Below are 22,921 nucleotides of genomic sequence, written 5' to 3'. Positions count from 1 at the left end.
ACCTCCCGCCTGATCAGGGATCCAGCGCGTCCTGTTGGTGAAACCTTGCGATCGATGGTTCTCATGGTCATGCTTCCAGCTTCGCGTCCATCGTGATCGTCGTATTGAGCAGCCGCGAGATCGGGCAGCCGGCCTTGGCGGCGCTCGTAGCCTTCTCCCAGGCCGCCGCATCGGCCTTCGGAACCTTGCCCTTCACATCCAGATGAATCTGGGTCACCGTCCAGCCCGCGTCCAGCTTTTCAAACGTGAGCGTTGCCGTCGTTTCCAGTTTCTCCGCCACCAATCCCGCGTTCCCCAACTGCCCGGACAGGGCCATGGTGAAACAGCCGGCGTGCGCGGCTGCGATCAGTTCTTCAGGATTTGTGCCAGGACCGTTCTCGAACCTGGTGCCGAAGGAATACTGCGTCTTCGACAGGACGCCGCTCTCGCTGGATACCGTGCCCTTGCCGGTTTTCAGATCACCCTGCCAGATGGCTGATGCGTGTCGTTTCATTGTGAACTCCCTTAGGGGTTGAAGGTTAATACCGCGCGGAACCGCGCCTTGCCGCTGATCATCTGCTGATAAGCCTCGTTCGCCCTCGCCAACGGATAGCGTTCGATCATGGGGCGGACTCCCGCCAGCACGCTGAAGCGCAACGTGTCTTCCGAATCCGTTGCCGTGCCGGAGGGCCAGCCTCGAACAGCCGCGCGTTTCCCAATCAGCGTGACGGCATTGACCATGACCGGTTGGCCCGGTGCCGCCAGGATGAGCAAGGTCCCGTTCGCCCCGAGTCCATCCACCATCGATGCGATGGCCTGGCTGTCCGGTGCCGTCGCGAGGATCACCTGCGCGCCGCCCAGTCGTTGCAATTCTTCGGCCGAGTTCGCGGCCGCCGCATCGATGTAATGGACGGCGCCGAGTGCTTTCGCCAGTGCTTCCTTGTCCTTTCCCCGGCCGACTGCGACAGTGGTAAAACCCATCTTGGACGCATACTGGATTCCCAGGTGACCCAATCCGCCGATGCCCTGCACGGCGACGAGATCCCCCGCCCTCGCCCCGCTGTTCCGGAGGCTGTTGAAGGTCGTGATGCCGGCACAGAGCAGCGGGGCTGCTTCTTCGGCCGGCAGCTCATTCGGCAGCGCAGCAACCGCTTCGGCCGGCACGACCAGATACTCAGCCCAGCCGCCGTCATAGCTGAAGCCGCAGATCTTGGCCGATCGACACATCCGGAAGTCGCCGCGGCGACAGGACTCACAGTGGCCGCAATGACCGCCATGCCATCCCACTCCCACACGCTGGCCTTTCTTCCAGGCGGTGACGGCTGAGCCGACCCCGTCGATCCGTCCGGCGACCTCATGGCCCGGGATACGCGGGTATTGAAGGCCTGGCCAGAGGCCCTCTTTCACGAACATGTCGCTATGACAGATGCCGCAGGCCTCGACTTTGATCCGGACCTGCCCGGGCCCCGGCTCCGGAATCCCTCGCTCGACGAGTTCCCAGTCAGTTCCCGGTCCGCTCGATTGGACGGCTTTCATCCGAGCCATGACAAGCCTCCTTTGTACTGATGAACCTCACCTTGCTGTCAGCATTCATTCTTGCCCAGACACTAGCGACAACCGGGCAGATCATTCTCTCCCACCCAGACAGTCGCCTTCTCACAATCCTCTCCGCTTGGCGGCCGAGGGTCTGGAACCTTCCGGTCAACCGGCGGCAGCGTTCGTATGTACGCGACCAAGGACCGAACATCTTCCTCATCCCACTTCGACGCATGGTCCCAGATCATGCCTTGCCAATGCAGCGCTCGACCGTTCGCGGAGACTCCGCTCCGAATGGCCCGAGCAATGGCTGCATCGGACCAGGCGCCGATCCCGTTCGTCTGATGGGAGGAAAGGTTGCGCGACCAACGTGCCCCCGCCCGGAGCCCAACCGGTTTTTTGGGCCCCTGCTCCGTTGCCCTGATGGCACATGGCGCAGAGGGCAATGGTGAAGAGATACTTCTCTCGTGTCACCACGGCGGCATGTCGGCGCCGTGAACTTGGAAGACTTCTCATGGCAGCCCAGCTTCCCTCACGAACCACTATCCCGGAAAGAACATTTTGAGGCCTGTTCAAGCGGTGTGCAAACATGAACTGCAGCGACCGTTGAACCATACACATTCTTCTTGCCTATCACACATACAAATCAAATCGGAATGACTCGGCGCCGACTCACGATGAGCCCGTCAATATGGTGGGCACCAACCTTAGGGTTAAACCATCGCTCAAGAACCTGCTCTGGCATTGCAATTGCTTCGGCATCCTCCAAGACATGTTCAAAGAAGGAAGGAATGATGGTTTGATCGGATTCCCGGCTTCAAGTTCGAACGTGAACGATCCGATAGAAAGGCTTATCTGGAAGGGCGTGGTTGGCGCGGTAACCCAATTTCATAGACTCATACCGGACATGTGAAGGAGGATGGGAATGACCGAAGAGAACAATTCCAAACCGAATGGAACTCAGAGCGTCACGTTGAAGGTCCGACTCAAATCGAACGGTCATGGAGATCAACCGATCCTCGCAAATTACAGTACCATCGGGGTTGCGCAGGGCCTTGCCCATGTGGACTTTGGGTTTATCGAGCCTCCGGTCATCGCTGCGGTGATGCGTCGAGCGCAGACGGGTGGGGCACTGCCAAAGCATCTGGAAGGAAAACTCGCGACCCGAGTTGCGTTGCCACTCGACGCGGTGCTTCGCCTGCAGCAGCAACTGACACAGGTTCTGACCGGTCTCCGACAGAGCCGGATCTCGAAGAAGTCGTAACGAATGTCGTGATCGCTCTCCCAGCATGAATACCGCCTGCGTCGCCCCCGGGACTCCTCAGACTGCCTCGTCAGACTCCGACACGGGGTTGCACTGTCTTCTCTTAATGGCCCGATTCCACGGGGTGCCGGCCGACGGCGCGCAACTCCGGCTTCAGTTTGGCGAAACCGGCCAGGTCCTCTCGGACGCGAATCTCCTGCGGGCCGCCAAGCATCTCGGCCTCAAAGCGGCACATATCCGCAGCCGCTGGGCGGAACTGGGAAGCATCCCCTTGCCGGCCATGGCCAAACAATCGGATGGCCGCTACGTGGTCGTCGCCAAAGCCGAGGCCGAGAAGATTCTGGTGCAGGATCCGCTCGGCGAGCGGCCGACTATCCTCACCAAGCCCGATTTCGAAGCGACGTGGTCGGCCGAGCTGCTCCTGATTACCAAGCGAGCGGGCCTTCGCCAACAGGATCTTACGTTCGACTTCACCTGGTTCATCCCGGCGATCGTCAAATATCGGCGTCTCCTGGGCGAAGTGTTGCTAGCCTCGTTTGTTCTGCAACTCTTTGCCCTGCTGACCCCGCTGTTTACGCAAGTGGTGATCGATAAGGTCCTCGTCCACAAGGGCTTCACGACCCTGCATGTCCTCGCGATCGGCATGGTCGCGCTCGCGCTGTTCGACGCCCTGTTGGGCGGCCTGCGCACCTATCTATTCGCCCATACCACGAACCGCATCGATGTGGGATTGGGCGCACACCTGTTCCGGCATGTCCTCTCGCTGCCGCTCGCCTATTTCGAAGCCCGCCGGGTGGGCGACACCGTCGCCCGCGTGCGGGAGTTGGAACATATCCGCCAGTTTCTGACCAGCAACTCCGTCACCGTGGTCCTGGACGTGGTCTTCACCGTCGTGTTTCTCGTCGTCATGTGGTGCTACAGCGCTTCCCTGACGTTGATCGTTCTGGGCTCCCTGCCCCTCTACGCCATCCTCTCGCTTGTCATCACGCCGATCATCCGGACCCGGCTCAATGAGAAATTCACCCGTGGCGCGGACAATCAGGCGTTTCTGGTCGAAGCCGTCAGCGGCATTCAAACCGTGAAGGCCCTGGCAGTCGAGCCGCCGCTCCAACGCCGCTGGGACGAGCAACTCGCCGGCTATGTGCGCGCGAGTTTCCGCGCCACGAGCCTTACACGATCGCCGGCCAAGTGGCGGGGTTCATTCAAAAAGCGACCACCATCGCCATTCTTTGGACCGGCGCCTATCTTGTGATCGGGAGCGACCTCAGTATCGGCCAATTGATTGCGTTCACGATGCTCGCGGGCCAGGTGACCGGCCCCTTGTTGCGGCTCGTGAACCTCTGGCAAGAGTTTCAGCAGGTCGGGATCTCGCTGCAACGGCTCGGGGATGTCCTGAACACCAGGCCCGAACCCTCCTACAATCCCAATCGCACCACCTTGCCGCAGATCGCCGGGCAGATCACCTTCGAGGACGTGACATTCCGCTATCGCCCGGATGGCCCGGCCGTGCTCCAACAGGTGTCCATGGCGATTCAGCCAGGACGGGTAATTGGCATCGTGGGCCGGTCAGGATCGGGCAAGAGTACCATCGCGAAATTGCTGCAGCGACTCTATGTGCCGGAGCGAGGCCGAGTGCTGGTGGATGGGGTGGATCTCGCGCAAGTGGACCCGGCCTGGCTGAGACGTCAGGTCGGGGTCGTGCTGCAGGAGAATTTTCTATTCAACCGCTCCGTGCGGGATAACATCGCCTTGACCGACCCGGGGCTCTCCATGGACCGCGTCATACAGGCGGCCACACTCGCCGGCGCCCATGAGTTCATCCTCGAGTTGCCGGAAGGCTACGACACGCTCGTCGGAGAACAGGGCTGTTCGCTCTCGGGCGGCCAACGACAACGGATCGCCATCGCCCGCGCATTGGTGGCCAATCCGCGCATCCTCATCTTTGACGAAGCGACCAGCGCGCTCGATTATGAGTCGGAAGCCATCATCCAACAGAATATGCACCAGATCTGTAAAGGCCGGACGGTCATCATCATTGCGCATCGGTTGAGCACGGTGCGGCCAGCGCACAGAATTTTTGTTCTCGACAAAGGGACCATCGCGGAACAGGGCTCGCATGAGGAACTCCTCATGCGAAACGGCATGTACCGCCGCCTACATCGACATCAGGAGGGGCGCTCCGCCGTAGCCGCATGACTCTTATCCAGACCCTCTCCCGCCATCTGTCAGTCTGGCGCGCGGCGTGGCAGTTCGAAACGGCCAAACCTCTTGCCGCCGTTCCTCAGGGCAAGGCGGTGGAATTTCTGCCAGCCGTGTTGGAGATCCAAGAAGCTCCGCCCTCCCCCATCGGACGGGCGATCCTCTGGACGATCCTGTTCGTCTTCACCGCGGCCGTGACGTGGGCCTGCCTCGGCTGGATCGATATCGTCGCCACGGCCCAAGGCAAGATCATCCCCAGCGGCCACTCCAAGGTCATCCAGCCGGTCATCCAGCAGTTCGAGACCGGCATCGTGCGATCGATCCACGTGCAAGATGGACAGGTGGTGAAGAAGGGCGACCTGTTGATCGAGCTCGATCCGACGCAGAACCGGGCCGACCGCGACCGAGCCGCCAACGAGTATCGGGCTGCAACGGTCGAGGCGGCGCGACTGCGGGCGTTGATCGCGGGGCAGCCCGCCTTTGACGCCCCGCCGGACGGCGATCCCCAGTACATCCGGCTCCAGCAGCAACTCTTGCGGGACCAGTTGGCCGAATATCAGGCTCGGGTCGAGGCGGCCCGGCATCTGATCGATCAGCGCAGAGCCGCGCTGGAGGCCACCAAGGAGAACATCCGGCGATTGGAAGCGACCGTCCCGATCGAGGCCGAACGGGCCGCGGCCTACAAGCAACTGCTCGCGAACCAGTTTGTCTCCAGGATGGATTATCTCCAGTTTGAGCAACAACGCATCGACAAGGCCCAGGAACTGGCGGGACAGAGGAGCAAGCTGCGGCAAGATCGGGCGGCCCTGGCAGAAGCGGAGAAGAGCTATCGGGCGCTCGTGTCGGAGTTTCTCCAAACCAAACAGGCCGAACTGTCCGCGACGGAAACGAAAGCCAGGTCCCTCGCCCAGGAAGTGGTCAAGACGGAACAGCGCACGGACCTGCAACGTCTCATCTCCCCAATCGACGGGGTGGTGCAGCAACTTGCGGTGCATACGCTAGGCGGCGTCGTGACGCCGGCTCAACCCTTGATGATGGTCGTCCCCCAGGACCATCCGGTGGAAGTCGAGGCGCAGGTGGAAAACAAGGATGTCGGCTTCGTCAAAGAAGGCCAACCGGTGGAGATCAAAGTCGAGACCTTTCCCTTCACCCTCTACGGGACGATCCCAGGCAACGTGCTCAGTGTCTCCGACGACGCCGCACCGGTCGAGAAAGTCGGCCTGGTGTACCCGACCCGCGTCAGCCTGGATCGCGCGACGATCCAGGTGGAAGGGAAGCTCGTGAATCTGTCCCCCGGCATGGCGGTCACGGTGGAGATCAAGACCGGGCAACGCCGGGTGATCGAGTATCTGCTGAGTCCGCTGTTGAAGTCGGTGCAGGAGAGCTTGCGGGAACGGTGAAGCAGGAGGACCACGAGGAAATCTGATGCGTGGCAGAGAAAAACAGGGACAGTTACTGTCCCCTTTTGATTCCCCTGGCGTGAGAGGGAGCGGCTGCGTGCGGAGGGCGTGGCTCGCGCTCCTCACCGTCGCCCTGTCGACCGGCATGGCGCTCGGCGCCTCGGAGTTCGCGGTCAGGCTCCTGGCCCCGCAGCCGACGAAGGTCACGGTACCCGTCATCATGGACGAGGAGTTGATCTACCGCCTTCCTGCCGGCACGCGCGGGACGGACGTGAAGGACGAGTTCGCGGTCAGCATCGGCACCAACGCCCACGGCCTGCGCGACCGAGACTACGCGCCAACCAAGCCGCCGGGGATCCTGGAGCGCCTGCTGGTGATCGGGGATTCCATGACCTTCGCGGAGGGGGTGGAAGCGGAGCAGACCTATCCCAAGGTGCTGGAGCGCGCACTTGACGGCCGGTACGAGGTCATCAACGCGGCGATCCGCGGGTACGGGACGGACCAGGAGATGATCTGGTTGGAGCGGCTGGTGCCCCTCTACCGTCCCGACGCGGTCGTGCTGGCGTTCTTTGCCGTGAACGATGTCGACGACGTGCTCTACGCCGGGCTCTTCGAGGTGGTCGACGGCCGGCTGGTCCGCCGGCGCGTGTCCGCCGAGACGTCGCCAAAATACAAGTACTACGAGCAGCAGTCGTTCATCCAGACGTTCCCCGGGTACCGGTTCCTCATCGAGCATTCCCACCTGGTGAATTGGGCCCGGCAGCGCTGGGCGAGGCGGGAGTACGACCGGTTGTTCCCGTCGTCCGGGGCGGTGGATGCGGAACATGAGGAGCGGGCTTGGGCCGTGATCAGCCGGCTGCTGGGCTCGTGGGACGAGTGGATGCGGCGTGAGGGCATCCGGCCGCTGATCCTCCTCATTCCTTCCTGGGCGCAGGTGCACCAGGGGGGCGACGCGCTCGTCGACGCCAGGACTGAACGGGTCCTCCAGTGGGGGCGCGAGCGGAGCGTGTCCGTGCTGGACCCACGGCTCGCCCTGCGTACGGCCTGGGAGAGGGGGGTGCAGACGTATTACCCGCGTGATCGCCACATGACGGCCCAGGGGCACGCGGTCGTGGCCGCCTATCTCAAGAGCGGGCTGGAATCGCTGGGCATCGTGCACTGATTGCCGGCCGCGCGGAGCCGGGTAGGCGGACGAACATGACGGAGAAAGCGGCAACGGTCATGATAGCTTGAGAGAGGAATCCCCTGAAGCACTGGTCCGAAGTGGCGCGTTACCCGGGAGGTGGTTATGAGAATGAGACTATTGATTCTTGCGGGGCTGTGTCTCATGGCGACCGGCGGTGTCGCATGGGCGGGGGAGACTGCAAAGGAACCAGCCGTCACGAAAAAGTATCCACCCTATCCGGAGGTGTGGGGATATGAGTTACCGTGGCCAGAAAAGAACAGTCGTCACTCGGGAATCATGATCTTCAAAAAGGATGACGGCGACTATGTGGCCATGTACATCGAGCGAATCCGGAAACAACGACGCAAAAACGGGTCCTGTTGCGATCTCAAATATGAGCACGCAGGGCAATCGTTTTTCTCTGGGAAGAAGTGGGATGGGAAGGAAGTGGGCGACTTTACGGAGCAGCATCGCGAGGACCGAGTGCCCCAGGAGTTTGGCAAGCCTCATCCATGGATTCTCACAGATGGAAGCGAGGTACAAGAGGCAACAAAAGGGGCAAGCCGATGCCTTAATTACCTGGATTGGTACCTCAGGTTGTTGGATCCTGACAAGAAGGTCATAGTCGAGAAGCACCTGATTTACCTGCTCGAAAGGCCGATCAAGGAACCAGTGTGTTACCCCAGCGAGCGAAACGAGAATCTCATCGGAAAGCAAAAAGCTGTCACTATGCGGGTGCAGGGAGTGTACCCATACATTATTCCGCTGGAGGATGGAACATTTCTCCTCTACGACCAGTACGGCAATATCATCATGCGCTTCGATCGCAAATTCAACACGAAGAGTGAGTTGTTGAATCGTAAAGTATTCGTGGTTGACCGACAGGCTCTGGAAACCTTTGTTCTGGAACGTGTGAAGCAACGGAATCAGGACTATAACGACCAGACGCTCAATGACGCAGTGTATGAATATGTCACCAATCTCAACAAGGCAGGTGCGAAATGAAGCCAGTGCGTTTCACGGGCGGCGATAACCTTACCGGCTTTGCCGTTTCTGTTCACCGGGTCTTGATTCAGAATGAACTTCCGGCGAACACAGCCAAAGCCTATGAGTTAAGCAATGCGGGAGGCCGAAGCGGTTATAGTTTTGGGCCGCTCCAGTGGGATCTCAAGGCAAATCATGAAATTGATGACACACCTGGGAACACCCTTACTGCACGGCAATTATTTCTCAATATTCTTACTAATGCACAAACAGGTGGAGTTGCTATCTTCACGTCCCAAGAAATTACTCGCATTTTCAACATAGTGACGACGCAGCGAACCGGCTTAACACAAAATGATATTAGCAAGATCAACGATGCCCTGCAGAGTTCGTACGGAGTCCAGCAAATAGACGCCGCCTATCCTCGGGACATCGACACACAGATTCGAAAGATTGACGGCATCATTCAGCAATTCACTTCTGGCGCGGATCAAGCATTTCTTCAATCAGACTTCGGACGTCTTTTCTTGATCGATTACAACAACCAATTCGGCATTGAGACGAGTGGGCCAAATGCCAAGTTGGTGCAGTTCCTCCAACGGCAACCGGTGACCCTAGGTGTACCTCGACCTGTGAGCATTCAGGGTGATCTGGGGGTTGAGGACTTGCTCAGGTTTTATTTCAGCACGACCCAAGGACAAAACAGTCCCGATGGTCAAATGCGGCGGTTCAGCAACGTGCTGGAGGTTGCGAGCGGAACGTTTGGGATTACCGAAGAGGACTCTCGTTTCATTCTTGGAGGCTTGCGCAATCTCCTGGGCAGTAAAGTCTATGACCAAGTGGTCATAGCGGACCTTAGCCTGAAGGGAAACAGACTCGGTAATGATGGAATCAGAGATCTTATCCAGAGAGCTACGGAACATCTGATCAATAACTTCGTCCCGCCCTCAATAGTCGTCCAACATGCATTCGTCGCCGGAGAGGCTCCGGGAGATCCAATCATTGGCTCCGAGGAGAATGATCTCTTGTTGGGTGATATCGGCCACGACATCCTCATCGGGGATCACGGCGATGACGTCCTGCGCGGCGAAGAGGGCAAAGACCTCTACATCTACAACTCGGGCGATGGAGCGGATCTCATCGTCGACAACCCTACGGATGGCGGCGATGGCCAAGGCGTGGTGGTCTATGACGAGCGGCTCCTTCGAGGCGGGGTGAAGAAGGCGGGGGAGGCGGTCTATACGAGTCTGGACGGGCAGGTCACCTATGCCTGGGACGGGATCGCAGGCCATGATCTCACGATCACCGGCGCCGGCGGGATGGTGACGGTCAAAGGGTTCACGAATGGCCAACTTGGCATTCTGCTGAAGGAGCCACCCCCCGCCAACGGCCTGCCTACCCGCACCGAGTTCACGCAGGAGATCCCTGATCCGAACAATCCCGGCCAGACGATCACTGTGCCCCTCTTTGACGACACCAGCAACAGCTACACGATTACCGGGGAGACCAACAATGTCGTCCATGCCCTCGGGGGAAACGACGTGGTAGTGAGCGGCGTCGGCAACGATGAGCTGTACGGCGAGGCCGGGAATGACAGCCTGCAGGCCGGGACCGGGCATGATGTGCTGTTTGGCGGAGAAGGGACTGACACGCTGCATGGGCAACAGGGGGATGATGTCCTCCATGGAGAGGCCGGCGACGATACGCTGATGGCGGATGGGCCGAACAGTGCGGGGAGCTCCTATGACACGGCGGGGGACGGGCAGGATTGGATCGATGGGGGAGGCGGTCAGGACATCCTCTACGGTGGCGGCGGGAGCGATGTGCTGGTGGGTGGCGCGGACAACGACTCGCTCTGGGGCGACTACAGTGAGACGGCCTTCGATGGCATCAGCGCCAACGACACCCTGGACGGCGGCGAGGGGGATGATGGCCTCGCCGGTGGGGGCGGACACGATGTGCTCGCGGGCGGCAACGGCAGCGATCTGCTTTTCGGCGATTCCCCGGTGGTCGGCAATACGGTCGTCGGGGGCAACGACTTGCTGTACGGGGGTGCGGGGGTCGATGACCTGCTCGGTCAGGGTGGCGATGATGTGCTCTTTGGCGGTGATGGGGATGACGCTCTCTGGGGAGACAATCAAGGGGCAGCCTTTCTCGGCACGGCCAACGATTTTCTGGACGGCGGGGCCGGCGACGATCAACTGCACGGAGAGGATGGCGATGACATCCTTGCCGGAGGGACGGGGAACGATCGGCTGTTTGGTGAAAGCGCGCTCACCAATGCCAACGGTGGCAATGATCGGCTGGATGGTGAATCGGGTGATGATGATCTCCAAGGCGGCGTCGGGGCCGATGTGTTGATCGGCGGGATTGGCCACGATCAACTGGTGGGAGACGACCAGGTGCTCGATGGGGTATTTACTGCCAATCCGACTGCCGGGGCGGACGAATTGGACGGCGGCGACGGCGACGATCGCCTTTATGGCAGCGGCGGAAATGACCTCCTCGCCGGAGGCGCCGGCCAGGACCTGCTGGTGGGGGACGATTTTATTTTCAGCGCACCTCCTCTCGGCGATACCTCTCTATTCAATGATTTCTTCCGTTACTCGACCGTGAGCGGCAACGACACGTTGGACGGCGGGGAAGGAGACGATCAACTGTACGGCGGGGCCGGTGCCGATACGCTCACGGGAGGCGAGGGGAATGATCTCTTGTATGGAGACCGCCGGGCGATTCGCGGCGTTGATGTCAACGACACCTTGATCGGCGGCAACGATACGCTGGACGGCGGGGAGGGCGACGATGTCCTCGATGCGGGCGTCGGCGATGATCTGCTCATTGGGGGTGTCGGCCATGACAGCCTGTCCGGTGGGGATGGAAATGACCGGCTCGAAGGCGAGGACGGGAACGATGTCTTGCATGGTGATGGAGGATCTGGTGTTGGGGTGGGCGATGACATCCTCATCGGCGGCGAGGGAAACGACCAACTCTTCGGGGGCGACGGGACGAACGTGCTGGATGGGGGCGGTGGCAATGATCTCTTGGACGGCACAGCTGGGAACAATACCTATGTCTTCGGTCGGGGGTATGGACAGGATCGGGTGAGCTATGGCTTCCCGTACGATCTGGGATTCAGCAGTACGGTGCAAATGACCAGCGACCTCGAGCCGAATGAAGTGCATGTGGTCCGCGATGGTGACCAGCTCATTTTCACGATTGACGGCACAACCGACCGCCTCACCCTCGAAGGCATCTTCGGCGCCGACTTCACCCGCGCGGTCACCGTGCAGTTTGCCGATGGCACCGTCTGGGATCTGAACACCATCCAAGATCGAGTGCTCAGCGGGACGGGAGAAGACGGCCGCTTGGAGGGCTTCTCGGATCGCAATGACCTGATTCAAGGCGCGGCCGCCGATGAGATTCTCGTCGGCCTGACCGGTGATGACGTGCTGGATGGGGGAGCCGGCCATGATGTCCTCTACGGCGGAGGCGGGAACGACACATACATGTTCGACCGGGGATCCGGTCGCGATACCGCGTTTGACGCGAATCCCGGCGAAGGCAGCTCGCCCGAGCCGTCTTTCACGTTCTCCACGACCGATCTGGATAGGGTCCAGGTGGGTGCCGGTCTTGTCCCCAATGATGTTCTGGTCATGCGCAGCGGAGAACATCTGCTCCTGAGCGTCCCTGAGACGGGCGATCGGCTCACGCTGTCCTACTTCTACGCCGATCCTGCCTTTCAAGTGGAGGAGGTCGCGTTTTCGGATGGGACGATTTGGAACGCCGCGATGCTCCAGGCTCGTGCCGAGGAAGTGATCGCCGGAACCGATGAGGCGGAGACGCTCGTGGGGTCCGGCGCCGATGATGTGCTGGCCGGATTGGACGGTGACGATGTGGTGGATGGTGGTGCAGGCGTGGATAGGCTCATCGGCGGAGCGGGCAACGACGTATACCAAGTGGACAATCAAGCAGATGTGGTTGTGGAAGGGGCGGAGGAGAGCATCGATACGGTTCAGAGCACGGTCAGCTATACCCTGAGTGCGAACGTCGAGAATCTGACCCTCATGGGCTCGGCCAATGTGAATGGCACGGGCAACGTCCTGGATAACGTGTTGACCGGCAACAGCGGCGCCAATGTGTTCACGGGCGGAGCAGGCAACGACACCTACGTCATCGGCGCGGGCGATGTCGTCGTCGAGTCGGCCGGTGAGGGGACGGATACCGTCGAGACCGGGCAGACGTACGTGCTTGGGGCGAATCTCGAAAACCTGACGTTGACCGGCAGCGCTGATATCCAGGGCGCGGGGAATGAGCTGGATAACGTCTTGGTCGGCAATGCCGGGGCCAATATTCTGACAGGCGGCTTGGGGAACGATACCTATGTCGCCGGCGCCGGGGATACGATCGTGGAACTGCCGGGCGGGGGCATCGATACGGTTCAGAGCTCAGAAAGCCATACACTCGGGGCTAACCTGGAGAACTTGATGTTGACCGGGACCGCGCCGATCAACGGAACCGGCAACGAATTGAACAATGTGCTGACCGGCAACAGCGGCGCGAACGTGCTCACCGGCGGGATGGGCGACGACACCTATGTGATTGGGGCTGGCGACATGGTGGTGGAGCAGGCGGGCGAGGGGATTGATACCGTCGTGACAGACCAGAGCCACACGCTCGGTGCCCATGTCGAGAACCTGACGTTGGCGGGCACGGCGGCACTCAACGGCACAGGCAATGCCTTGGACAATGTGCTGACGGGTAACAGCGGCGCCAACGTGCTGGATGGCGGCTTGGGGACCGATACCCTGTCCGGTGGTGCGGGAGATGATACCTACGTGATCGACCAAGTGGGCGACACCGTGACCGAGGCCGCCGGTGAAGGGACGGACACGGTCCAGAGTACGGTCAGCTCTACCCTGAGCATGAACGTCGAGAATCTGGCGCTCACGGGTGCGGCAAACCTGGATGGCACGGGCAACGTCCTGGACAACGTACTGACCGGCAACAGCGGCGTGAACGTGCTCACCGGCGGGATGGGTGACGACACCTATGTGATCGGCGCGGGCGACACAGTGGTGGAGCAGGCGGGCGAGGGGATTGATACGGTCGTGACGGACCAGAGCTACCTGCTCGGCGCCACCGTCGAGAACCTGACGTTGACGGGCGCGGCGGCGATCAACGGCACAGGCAACGAATTGGACAATGTGCTGACGGGTAACAGCGGCGCCAACGTGCTGACGGGCGGAGCCGGTAACGACACCTATGTCTTTGGACGGACGTCGGGGAGTGACACGGTCATCGATACAGATGCCACCGCCGACAATGTCGATACGATCCAGTTCGGGGACGATGTGACGCCGTCGGACCTGACGGTCTCACGCAACGGCGATGATCTGGTGCTGAGCATCAACGGGACCACGGCTCAGCTCACGATCCAATCCTTCTTTCTCGGGGGAGCCAATCAAGTGGAAACCTTTGTCCTTGCCGATGGCACCCTGTGGGACGTGGCGGCGGTCACGGATCGGATACCGAAGACCCTCACCGGTACGGCCGGGGACGAGACGTTGTACGGTGGCGGTGGAGCGGACGTGCTCACCGGCGGGGCCGGGAACGATCGACTCTACGGCTATGACGGGAACGACACCTATCACTTCGGACTCGGGTCCGGACAGGATGTGTTGTTGGATTTCGATACGGTGGCCGGCAACGTCGATACGGTTCAGATGGGGGCCGGTGTGACACCGAGCACCGTGACCGTGAGCCGCAGCCACACCGATTTGGTCCTGCGCATCAACAGCACCGCCGACCAATTGACCATTCAGTCCTTCTTCGATGATGCGGCCTACGCGGTTGAGCAGGTGCGATTTGCTGATGGGACAATCTGGAATGCCGAGACCCTGAAAGACCAGACCCGCGTCTTGGTCCAAGGGACCGCCGGCAATGACTTCATACAGCCGCATGTTCTATACAAGACCAATCCGGATCACCTGATTGACGGTGGTGCGGGGGACGACACATTGATCGGCGATGAGTCGGACGATAACCTTCTTGACAATGCGCAGGTGTACATCTTTGCTGGTCGCGACAAGCTTATTGGCGGAGATGGACAAGATCGCCTCTATGGCGGCGGCCGAAATGACATTCTCGACGGCGGGAGCGGCGACGACCGTCTGTACGGGGACGCCCTGTTCGATTCCTTCTTCTTCGATAGCGCGCGTCCGTCTCTGTTGCCTGGCCATGACAGACTGGACGGCGGAGACGGCAACGATCTGCTGGATGGGGGAGGTGGAAACGATCTCCTGGAGGGCGGGGCCGGACATGATTCGCTCAATGGCGGAGAGGGGCATGATCAACTCTTCGGGGGCCTGGGCGACGATACGTTGAACGGGGATGTGTTCGGATCAGCAGGCGGGGATGATCTCCTCGACGGCGGCGCGGGAGCGGATCAATTGCAGGGCGGATTTGGGAGCGATACATACGTGTTTGGGAGAGGCTACGGTCAGGACATCATCTATGAGGAGGGTCAATTTGGCGACGTGAATGTCATTCAGTTAGCCCCGGACATCCTGCCGCACGATGTCACCATCTCCCGCAATAGCGCGGGAGGCTTACAGCTTTCCATTAACGGCACGACCGATCGCCTCACGGTGGCGGGCACATTTTTTAACGGCACGTCCCAGAATCCCATTCAGCAGGTGCGGTTTGCCGATGGCACGATCTGGGATGAAGAGATGCTGAAAGCTCTGACCTCGTCAATCACAGGTACCGCCGATCAGGATTTTCTCTTCGGGGCCGATCCTAACGAGACGATCAGCGGTCTCGACGGCGATGATTTCCTCGACGGCCGGGCGGGGGCGGATACGTTAATTGGCGGAGCCGGTGATGATGTCTATCTGGTGGATAACGAGTTAGACTCGATCATCGAGGAAGCCTCAGCGGGGATCGACAGCGTGACAAGCACGGCGAACTTTGTGCTACCGGCGCACGTTGAAAATTTAACCTTGCAAATTTCCGGCGAGTTTGTTGTCCCGGAACGAGATGCGATCCTTGGAATTGGGAATGCGCTCGATAATACCCTCACCGGCAATGAGAACGACAATGTTCTCGATGGGAAGGACGGAGATGATGTCCTTTCCGGTGGAGACGGTGAGCAAGGAGAAGGCGGATTCATTCCATCCGGAAACGATGTCTTAATCGGTGGAAGCGGCAATGATACCTACCTCGTGAACGAGTTTGGTGGAATCGATACGATTATCGATCGCGCGACTGTTGGTGAAGGGAATGTCGTCAGCTTCGGCGAAGGCATCTTTGTCGGCTCTCTTGCGCTTGGTGTGGCTGATGGACGACTTCTGATTCACTACGGAGAGGAAGGAGATCTTCTCCGGCTCTCGAACTTTTCCGCTGATGATCCGTATGGGTCGCATGCCGTCGAGACATTCCGCTTCGCCGACGGGACCGTGTTGAGCTACCAACAGGTGATCGATCGTGGGTTTGATCTCGTCGGCACCTCCGATGACGATACGATCACGGGGACGAACGTGGTGGACCGCATCGTCGGCCTTGAGGGCGACGATGTGCTGCAGGGTCGCGCAGGCAACGATGTCCTGACCGGAGGTGCCGGTAATGACACCCTCCGTGGCGGGACGGGGGATGATCGTTATATTTTCAACCTTGGCGACGGGGTGGACACGATTGAGGACATGGCGGTGTCGGGGGAGGGCAACCGCATCCAGTTTGGAGCCGGGATTGCCCTAGCCGACCTCACTCTGGTTCAGGGTCAGAACACCCTCACGATTCAGGTCGGCACGGGTGGGGATGCGATTCATCTCACCAACTTTGACCCGACTGGCGTGAATGGATCGCTGGTGGTGGAGACGTTGGTGTTTGCCGATAACAGCGAGGTGAGCCTGGCAAGTCTGCTCACTCCCACCATCACGGGGACGGAAGGTGACGATGTCCTTTACGGTACGAACGATGCCGAGATCATCGACGCATTGGGCGGGAATGATTATGCCGAAGGCCGTGGTGGCAACGACCAGGTGATCGGCGGGGACGGCCACGATCAGTTGTTCGGCAACTCGGGCAACGACACGCTGATGGGGGGCGCGGGGAACGATCGCCTCTACGGGGAGTATGCCTACGACATCGGCGACACGCCGGGCAATGATGTGTTGGATGGGGGTACGGGGGATGATTACCTGCAGGGCGATGCGGGGAACGACACGCTACTGGGTGGCGAGGGCAATGATGGGCTAGCCGGTGGCGACGGCGACGATGTGCTGACAGGCGGGGCAGGCAACGACAGTCTCAACGGCGGGGCTGGAGCAGACAGTCTGGATGGCGGCGAGGGTGACGACGTATTAACGATCGATAGTGCAGATACGAGCGTAGGCGGCGGAGCCGGCCGCGACGTGCTGTTTGTGCAAGGAGCCGGCGGGGTGACGGTGGATCTGTCGACATTCGAAGAGGTCTACGGCGGGGCGGGCAATGATGTCTTCACGAACAGTACGCCGGCGACGACCGCCGCCCTGTATGTGGAAGGGCGGGGAGGCAACGACCAGATCACGGGTGGAGACTCCCCGGATCAATTGTTCGGAAATTCAGGCGATGACGCACTGATAGGCGGGGCGGGCAATGATCGGCTCTATGGCGAGTATGCGTATGACATCGGGGACACACCGGGCCATGATGTGCTGGACGGGGGCGACGGCGACGATTACCTGCAGGGCGATGCGGGGAACGACACGTTGCTCGGTGGGGCGGGGAACGATGGCCTGGTGGGCGGCGACGGCGCCGATACAATAATTGGAGGCGCCGGGAACGACACGCTGGTGGGCGGGGCGGGGGCGGACGCCTTAGATGCCGGTGACGGGGACGACATCCTACACGTCGACAGCGCGGACACGAGTATCCTGGCCGGGGCTGGAGCGGACACGCTGTGGGTGCAGGGCACCACGGGCGTGACCCTGGACATCGGCGTGGCGAGCGTGGAGACGGTCTATGGCAGCACAGGAGACGAGGTCTTCACGAACGGTACGCCGGCGACGACGGCGGCGCTCTATGTAGAGGGCCGCGGGGGGAACGACACGATTGTCGGGGGTGACGCGGTTGACTGGCTCGATGGCGGGGAGGGGAATGACAACCTGACGGGCAATGGGGGCAATGACCGGCTCTATGGGTATGCAGGCCACGACACGTTAAGCGGCGGATTGGGGGCCGACTACCTGAATGGCGACGTGGGAAACGATACCCTCACGGGCGGTGAGGGTGATGACGGGTTGGATGCGGGCGACGGCGATGACACGCTGGCCGGAGGCGCCGGGAACGACACCTTAGTCGGGGGCGCCGGAGCCGATACGCTCACAGGAGGAGCGGACAACGACTCGTTGAGCGGCGGCGCAGGGAATGATCTATATCAGTTCAACCGGACCGACGGACAGGACCTACTTCAGGATACCGAAGGGGCGAGCGATAGCCTGCTCTTTGGTTCGAACATCAACCCGCTGGATCTCGTACTCAGCCGGCAGGCGGACGATTTGCGGCTGTCCATTCATGGGACTTCGGATCAGATGACGATCCAGAACTGGTATGTCAACAGCGCCAATCAGGTCGAAACCCTGCAAGCCGGAAATGGACAGACATTGGTGAATTCACAGGTGGATCAGTTGATCCAAGCCATGGCCGCCTTCACCCAGCAGACGGGGCTGACATGGGATCAGGCGATCGACCAACGGCCGCAGGATGTGCAGAATATCCTGGCTGCGAATTGGCAGTAGGGTCTCTGGTTCGCGCGTGACACGCTACGCATTCCTTTGGGTCATTCCGCTGTTCGTGATCGGATCCGGTCCTGCCGCGGGCGAGGCCGGGCCGGATTCCGATCCTGTTCTGTCTCCACGCGAGCTTGCTCTCTCCCTGCCACTGGATTGTCGGCTCACTGAAACCTGTTGGGTCGCCAATTATGTCGACGTGAATCCTGGCGCACAGGCGCAGGATTTCCACTGTCAACCTCGAACCTATGATGGGCATGACGGTGTTGATTTTGCGATTCGTGATCTCGATCAGATGCATCGAGGGGTTTCTGTGATCGCTGCGGTATCAGGCACGGTCCGCGCCATCCGCAATGACATGGAGGATGTCCTACTCGAACACGATGCTGCTGGTCGCTCGATCACTGGACGTGAATGTGGCAACGGGGTGGTGATGGATCACGATGGAGGATGGCAAACGCAGTATTGTCATTTGCGACGTGACAGCGTTCGGGTGCGCGTAGGAGAGAGAGTCGCTCGTGGAAGCGAGTTGGGCTTGGTTGGCATATCCGGCAAGACCACATTTCCGCACCTGCATTTGACTGTTCGGCACAACGGGAAGATTGTCGACCCCTTTACGGGTCTGGGCCTTGGCGCGGGATGCCGCTCACAGGGTCGTTCGCTGTGGGCCGAACCCCAGAGCATTCCGTATGAAGAGGTGGCCCTCTATAACCTTGGGCTTTCTGATGAACCTCCGCGCATTGCCGACATTCGTCGTGGTCAAGCTCGTCAGCCCGGCTTGGACCGTACGGCACAGAGACTCGTCTTGTGGGTGGATCTATTTGGAGTACAGAAGGGCGATCGAGTCAGATTGCGTATCACGGGTCCCCATGATCAATCCCTGCTTGATTATGAACAGGTTATTGATCGAACGCGGGCTCGCCAATTTCTCTTCGCTGGCAGATCTCGTACGGCACCAGAATGGGTCGAGGGACTGTACAACGGAGAGGTCATTCTCCGCCGAACTCACCCGGAGAAGGTCTTCACAACCAGAGCCACGACTTCCATGTTTCTCAAATAACAGGTTTGAATCAGGACGCGCCCTGTAACGGCAAGCCATTGTCATTCGTGCCTCACGAAGCGCGGCGTTCCCTTTCACTCTGCCGGATACAGCCTTTGTCGTGAATGGCCCCCCTCACCTTTATCCTCTCCCCCACCGGGGAGAGGCGGGGTGAGGTCTCGATTCAATACCCCACCGTAAACCGCTGCCGGATGTGGGCCGGGCGCTCAACTTCGTCGAGCATCGCCGCCGCATAGTCTTCGACCGAGATCCGGCTCTGTCCCTCCGCATCCTTCAACATCTGATCCGTGCCGAGCCGGAACTTTCCCGTCCGTTGGCCCGGGGCCAGGTCGGCTGAAGGGGAGAGGAAAGACCATTCCAATCCCGACTCCTTCCGCAGCAAATTCAGGGCCTCGCGTGTCGCCAGCGCGCCCTGCTTATATTCGGCTGGGAATCCCGGCAGGTCCAGCGCTTGGACGCCAGGCTTGACCTCCAAGCTCCCGGCCCCGCCGACGAACAGCAATCGCATGATGCCGGCCTTCTTCACGCCATCGATAATGGCCTGCGCACCCTTGACCTGAAGGTGATAGATGTCGGGGTTGCCCCATCCGGGGTTGAACGCGCTGATGACGGCCTCCTGCCCCGTGACCAGCCGAGCCAGCTCGTCCTCGTTGTAGACGTCCCCCTTCTGCGGGTGGAGTTTCGGGTGGGGTTGTAACTTCTCCGGATGCCGCACGATGGCCGTGACTTCATGGCCCCGATCCAAGGCTTCCTTCACGATGGCTGACCCGACGAACCCCGTGGCGCCGATCACTGCGATCTTCATTTATGAACCTCCTTGCGAGTCATCGGATCACATGAAACGTGATCATGGAAGGCCCTCCCGGCCTCCGGCGGTTCTACGCGTCATGATCCCCGCCGCCATCAAGGGTGCGAACCACGCGGGCCGGATTGCCGACGACGACGCGGCCCGGCGGGACATCGCGAACCACGACGCTGCCCGCGCCGACCACGCTCCCGTCGCCGATCGTCACCCCTGCAAGGATGATCGCGCCGCCTCCGATCCAGACATCATCGCCGATGCGGATCGGACGAGCATATTCGAGACCAGATCGCCGCCTCTCCGCCTCAAGCGGATGCTCGGCGGTGTACAGTTGCACGGCCGGTCCCATCTGCAGATTATCCCCGACCTCGATGGGCGCGCAGTCGAGGAAGACACAGTGATAGTTGATGAAGGCATTCCGTCCGAGCCGGATGTTATAGCCATAGTCGCAGGCAAAGACCGGTTTGATCACGGCGCCGTCGCCGCATGAGCCCAAGAGGTCACCCAAGAGCGCCGCCCGCTTGTCCGTCTCCTCCTCCAACGTCGCGTTGTACTGCGCCAACAGCCGCTGCGCCCGCCGGATGTCCGCGGCGAGTTCGGGATCGGCGGAGCGATAGAGCTCACCGGCCAGCATCTTCGCCTTTTCCGTCTTGATGCCCATCGAATCCCCTCGATTGAAGCGGTGGCGCCGCCGCCTCCGACTCTCCCGACCCATCTCTTCAGTTGGACGCAGGCCCGCCGGTCAGATGCGAGACCAGATGCCGGAGCATCCGCTCGGAGCGGATGACGCCGACCAAGCGCCGCGAGCCCTTGTCCTCGACGACCGGCAGCCAGTCGAGATCATGCCGGTTCATCTCATCGCCTCCCATCAAGCTCGGCTCATTCGGCGTGACGACCACGGGATCGGCCTTCATGAAGTCCCGGACCTTCGTGGCTGCGGTTTTCCCCTGCGCAAAGGCTTCGAACAATTCGTTTCTGGTGATGACACCTTGCAAGCGCCCGTCCTGATCCAGCACGCAGAGGAACTCGAGGCCGTGTTCATCAAACAACCGGACGGCATCCTCAAACGTGTCGTCGGGAGCAAGGCGATGCTCCGGGACCGCCTCCATGAAGGTGGACAGGGGCCGGCGTTCGAGCACACCCCAGGCTTGGGTCAGTCGCGGATTCAACCGAGGACGCCGCCATCGCAAGGCTTGGGCCACCAGGTTGCGGAAAGGCGTGAGGGCGCCGGAAATTTGCGAGAAGACCTCTTTCCCCATGACAAGCACCTCGACCTCCGTGCGCGCCCGGACGCTTCCGATGCGCAGGGTGCCGTCGAGGAGGGCGATCTCGCCGAAAAATTCTCCCGGTCCAAATACCGCCATGATCTTCGGCTGTCCCGTGGCGTCTCGCCGCATGGCTTCGACCTCGCCCTGTTCGATCACGTAGAAATTCACCGCCGGCTCCCCCTCGACGAAGATGTAATCGCCGGGGCGATAGTGCGCCCGCGCGATCCGTTCCGTTTGATCGACCCGGGGATAGGCCAGATCCCGCGGAAACAGCAGTTCCCAGGTCCAATCGAAGGCCACCTTGATCCGGCGGGACCAGGACGGCGATTTCAGCAGATACACGGTCCGCCAGAGCCACCAGGCCGGAAACCCAGATAGCCGCACGCCCAGAATCTCCGCCACCGCGTTCCGTTCGCCGATCCCGCAGAGTTGGCCCAAAGGCCTGTAGGAAAACGGCCTGGTGGGCTCCTTCCGGAGGACGCGGATGATGTTCTCGGCGACCTGCCTGCCTTGTCGTTCGGCAAACTGGCCGGTCGTGGGAGAGACCTGGCCGTCGTAGGCATTGAGGACAGAGGCGCAGTCGCCGATGGCCCAGACGTTCGACGTCCCGCGCAGCCGCATGTCGGGATCGGTCAGCAACCGGCCGTGCTCCTTCGGCGCGTCCAGCCGCTGCACCAGTTGCGGCAGGGTCGTGCCGATCGTGCAGACCACCGTCGCGCCGCGAAGCATTCGACCGTCGTGCAGCTCCACCCCCTCGGCTGTCGCCAGCACCGCGCGGGCATTCAACACCATCCGGATGCCGGCCTGTTCCATGTTCATTCGGGCAAACTCGCGGAGGGTCGGGCTCACTTCCGGAAGAATCTGATCCCTGGCATGCACCAGCGTGACGCTGATCTCCTCTGCCGTAAAATTGCCGTAGAAGCGCAGGCTGGCTCGCACCAGATCGTTGATCTCCCCCGCCACCTCCACCCCGCTGAACCCGCCGCCGACGATGATGAACGACAGATACCAGCGCCGCCGCTCCGGGTCGTCGCAGACCTCCGCCTTTTCCAATTGCTCCGTCACATGGAACCGGAGCGCGATGGCGTCGCCCACCGACTTCAGCGGAAACGCGTGGTCCACCATGCCCGGGACGAGCGTGAGGTTGACGGCCGTCCCACAGGCCAGCACGGCATGGTCGAACCGCATGCGGCTCACGCGACCATCGTATCCTTCATATTCAACCTCGGACACGGGCAGGTCGATCTGCCTCACCTCCTCCGTCCGGCACCGTACGCCGGGCAGCATCTGGCGCAAGGGGACCGTGACCGCGCCGGGGTTGATCGCGGCGCCGGCCACCTCGGCCAGCAACGGGTAAAAGACCATGTTATTCTCCCGGCTGAACAGCACGATCTCGCAGGATTGCGGCGGCAATTGCTTGCGGAGGATTCCCGCGCATTTCACGCCGGCGAAGCCCCCGCCGATGATGACGATTCTCGTGGGGTCCATGTCGTCAGG

Annotated in this window: 11 protein-coding genes and 1 pseudogene; 7 read left to right on the top strand and 5 right to left on the bottom strand. The window is 60.9% G+C overall.

The annotated features are described in order from the left end of the window. Window positions 1-67 precede the first annotated feature (67 nt). Together QWI75_RS00200 and QWI75_RS00195 are read right to left on the bottom strand one after the other, a co-directional pair. Complete coding sequence (locus QWI75_RS00200; protein ID WP_289266661.1) at window positions 68-493, bottom strand: OsmC family protein; 426 nt, start codon at window positions 491-493, stop codon at window positions 68-70. Window positions 494-504: 11 nt separating this feature from the next. After that, entirely contained in the window at window positions 505-1,524 is a 1,020-nt protein-coding gene (locus QWI75_RS00195) for an alcohol dehydrogenase (protein WP_289266660.1), read from the bottom strand. A gap of 916 nt (window positions 1,525-2,440) precedes the next feature. On the opposite strand from QWI75_RS00195, the gene QWI75_RS00190 reads away from it, so the two are divergent. The 7 genes and pseudogenes from QWI75_RS00190 to QWI75_RS00155 all read left to right on the top strand — a co-directional run bounded on the left by QWI75_RS00190 (window position 2,441) and on the right by QWI75_RS00155 (window position 19,354). Then, window positions 2,441-2,779, top strand: coding sequence for a hypothetical protein (locus QWI75_RS00190; RefSeq protein WP_289266659.1), 339 nt, complete (start codon window positions 2,441-2,443; stop codon window positions 2,777-2,779). A gap of 25 nt (window positions 2,780-2,804) precedes the next feature. Further along, window positions 2,805-4,975 (top strand): annotated as a pseudogene (locus QWI75_RS22545) (type I secretion system permease/ATPase). Further along, window positions 4,972-6,378 (top strand): HlyD family type I secretion periplasmic adaptor subunit, encoded by a 1,407-nt coding sequence (locus tag QWI75_RS00175; RefSeq protein ID WP_289266656.1) that lies wholly within the window; start codon window positions 4,972-4,974, stop codon window positions 6,376-6,378. The pseudogene QWI75_RS22545 and the gene QWI75_RS00175 overlap by 4 nt, the downstream one beginning before the upstream one ends. Before the next feature lie 97 nt (window positions 6,379-6,475). After that, window positions 6,476-7,540, top strand: coding sequence for an SGNH/GDSL hydrolase family protein (locus tag QWI75_RS00170; RefSeq protein ID WP_289266655.1), 1,065 nt, complete (start codon window positions 6,476-6,478; stop codon window positions 7,538-7,540). Between the two features lie 132 nt (window positions 7,541-7,672). Then, a complete protein-coding gene (locus QWI75_RS00165; RefSeq protein ID WP_289266654.1) occupies window positions 7,673-8,548 on the top strand; it encodes a hypothetical protein in 876 nt (291 codons plus the stop codon). Next, window positions 8,545-18,303, top strand: coding sequence for a calcium-binding protein (locus tag QWI75_RS00160; protein WP_306417577.1), 9,759 nt, complete (start codon window positions 8,545-8,547; stop codon window positions 18,301-18,303). Before QWI75_RS00165 ends, QWI75_RS00160 begins: the two co-directional genes overlap by 4 nt. A 16-nt stretch (window positions 18,304-18,319) precedes the next feature. Beyond that, entirely contained in the window at window positions 18,320-19,354 is a 1,035-nt protein-coding gene (locus QWI75_RS00155; RefSeq protein WP_289266653.1) for a M23 family metallopeptidase, read from the top strand. A 163-nt stretch (window positions 19,355-19,517) separates the two neighbouring features. On the opposite strand, the gene QWI75_RS00150 is transcribed toward QWI75_RS00155, so the two are convergent. The 3 genes from QWI75_RS00150 to QWI75_RS00140 all read right to left on the bottom strand — a co-directional run bounded on the left by QWI75_RS00150 (window position 19,518) and on the right by QWI75_RS00140 (window position 22,912). Beyond that, window positions 19,518-20,159, bottom strand: a complete 642-nt coding sequence (locus QWI75_RS00150; RefSeq protein WP_289266652.1) for an NAD(P)-dependent oxidoreductase — start codon at window positions 20,157-20,159, stop codon at window positions 19,518-19,520. A 73-nt stretch (window positions 20,160-20,232) separates the two neighbouring features. Then, window positions 20,233-20,817, bottom strand: coding sequence for a sugar O-acetyltransferase (locus QWI75_RS00145; protein WP_289266651.1), 585 nt, complete (start codon window positions 20,815-20,817; stop codon window positions 20,233-20,235). Between the two features lie 58 nt (window positions 20,818-20,875). Next, window positions 20,876-22,912 (bottom strand): FAD-dependent oxidoreductase, encoded by a 2,037-nt coding sequence (locus tag QWI75_RS00140; protein WP_289266650.1) that lies wholly within the window; start codon window positions 22,910-22,912, stop codon window positions 20,876-20,878. Window positions 22,913-22,921 lie beyond the last annotated feature (9 nt).

This window comes from Nitrospira tepida (genome assembly GCF_947241125.1).
Lineage (GTDB): Bacteria > Nitrospirota > Nitrospiria > Nitrospirales > Nitrospiraceae > Nitrospira_G > Nitrospira_G tepida.
This window is presented reverse-complemented; position numbering and strand designations above follow the sequence as displayed.

Excerpts from the sequence above, each read along its gene's own strand:
- QWI75_RS00160 (WP_306417577.1), top strand. The coding sequence starts at position 8,545 with ATGAAGCCAGTGCGTTTCACGGGCGGCGATAACCTTACCGGCTTTGCC.
- QWI75_RS00175 (WP_289266656.1), top strand. The coding sequence starts at position 4,972 with ATGACTCTTATCCAGACCCTCTCCCGCCATCTGTCAGTCTGGCGCGCG.
- QWI75_RS00200 (WP_289266661.1), bottom strand. The coding sequence starts at position 493 with ATGAAACGACACGCATCAGCCATCTGGCAGGGTGATCTGAAAACCGGC.
- QWI75_RS00195 (WP_289266660.1), bottom strand. The coding sequence starts at position 1,524 with ATGGCTCGGATGAAAGCCGTCCAATCGAGCGGACCGGGAACTGACTGG.
- QWI75_RS00140 (WP_289266650.1), bottom strand. The coding sequence starts at position 22,912 with ATGGACCCCACGAGAATCGTCATCATCGGCGGGGGCTTCGCCGGCGTG.
- QWI75_RS00190 (WP_289266659.1), top strand. The coding sequence starts at position 2,441 with ATGACCGAAGAGAACAATTCCAAACCGAATGGAACTCAGAGCGTCACG.
- QWI75_RS00150 (WP_289266652.1), bottom strand. The coding sequence starts at position 20,159 with ATGAAGATCGCAGTGATCGGCGCCACGGGGTTCGTCGGGTCAGCCATC.
- QWI75_RS00165 (WP_289266654.1), top strand. The coding sequence starts at position 7,673 with ATGAGACTATTGATTCTTGCGGGGCTGTGTCTCATGGCGACCGGCGGT.
- QWI75_RS00145 (WP_289266651.1), bottom strand. The coding sequence starts at position 20,817 with ATGGGCATCAAGACGGAAAAGGCGAAGATGCTGGCCGGTGAGCTCTAT.